At 29.4% G+C, this 1,532-nt stretch carries 2 protein-coding genes; both read right to left on the bottom strand.

Features of this window, described 5'->3' with window-relative positions:
* Positions 1-167: 167 nt before the first annotated feature.
* Positions 168-596 carry a hypothetical protein gene (locus tag IWX83_RS17070; RefSeq protein WP_196831354.1) on the bottom strand — a complete coding sequence of 143 codons (429 nt, stop codon included), beginning with the start codon at positions 594-596 and terminating at the stop codon, positions 168-170.
* Between the two features lie 4 nt (positions 597-600).
* Positions 601-1,059 carry a hypothetical protein gene (locus IWX83_RS17065; protein WP_196831353.1) on the bottom strand — a complete coding sequence of 153 codons (459 nt, stop codon included), beginning with the start codon at positions 1,057-1,059 and terminating at the stop codon, positions 601-603.
* Positions 1,060-1,532: the final 473 nt, after the last annotated feature.

Here is a 1,532-nt window from a genome sequence, read left to right as displayed (position 1 = left end):
CATCTCTTTGCGAACCGCCGAATACGTGACCCGTACGTTCGGTGGTGTGAGAGGCGCACTCCGTCAGTTACTGGCGGAGCCGTCTACTCGATTATGCCTTCGGTTTTTTTTGTTAAGTTGTAAATATAAGAAAATCCCTCTTTGTGGGAGGGATTATGTTTATTGTCTTACTTATTATTTTTTTGTTTTTCATACGGTTTAAAAACCGCAATTCCTTTAATTGGACATCTTTCTAAAGTATAAAGTATTGGAATGTTTTTTCTATTAACGCAAATTGAATCGTGTAATTCCTTTTTCTTTATTATGCCAATATTATCAAAACCTAATGGTTCTTTCTTAGGATGAACAAAATTTAAATAAATATTTTTAGTTTTTATATCTGCTAAAAAATAAAGTCTATATCCACCAGCATCGGGTAATCTTTTTTTGATATATGGCAATTCGGTTGGTCCATATAATAAATCTCCTGTTGCAATTTTTTCAAAATCATTATCAAGAAAAAATTCTAGAATTAATTTTTCAAAATCCTTATAATTTTTTTTCTTTTTAATATTATTAAACTCTCTAGAAAATTCCTCAGTACAATATATAATCATTCAACTATTTGCTAAGCTTTTCTATTCTTTGAGTAAATTCAATGTCAGCTGGTAGGTTAAAAAATAAATCTTCTAAGTCTTGATTTCTTTCTTTTAAATCATCAATTTCAATTTTAAATTTACGCATTGCTTCAGTAGCGTAATCCTTTCTAGCCCAGTTTAAGTTAACATAATGTTTTATGAGTTTATTATGCCATAGTTTTGATAAATCAAGAATTTTTCTAATAATAGTCAAAGAATCTGCATCTATATCTCTTAACCAAGAAATTTCTTGAAATTTTGTATTGATATGATTTATTTTATTGGTTCGTTCTGTTAAATGATTTTGCAATTCTAGAATTTTATCCAAAAATTTGTTGACAGTCTCTTGTTTCAAGACTTTCTCATTTTTCTGACTTGCTAATTCTGCAACCTCATTAAAGGTTGCTTGAATTTTTGATTTAGCTGTTAAACATTCCGTCATATTAGTCTGATTTTAACCTATTTACAAATGTAAAGGTAATTTTATACTTGACAAATATATGCAAATTATACACATAATAACACCTCTTTATGACAAAAATAACTATTTTGTAGCAAAAAAATATGCAAAAGCCACAAATAACTTTATTTTAACGTCTATGCTTTTATATTTTTTCTTTACAAGAAATGTAAAATATAATAGAACTTTTTTGAATTCATTATCATTCATACTTTCGTTATTTCTGTTCGTAAACTGAGGCATAACGTGTCGCGGCTTGAAGCAGGTGGAGCAACGTAACCGAGATTTTTCTGTTTATAATTCTTTTCTTGCGAAAGAAGATGTTGATTTTACCACTAAATCTCCACTTGCTTCAAACCGCTGTGTGTGCCCTGCATGAGCAGGACACACGCTGTAAGCTTGAATAAAAATTCGAAAATACAAATTGTCGAATTAGAAAACAAAACTTACAGCGT

Source organism: Flavobacterium sp. CG_9.1 (genome assembly GCF_015751645.1).
Lineage (GTDB): Bacteria > Bacteroidota > Bacteroidia > Flavobacteriales > Flavobacteriaceae > Flavobacterium > Flavobacterium xanthum.
This window is presented reverse-complemented; position numbering and strand designations above follow the sequence as displayed.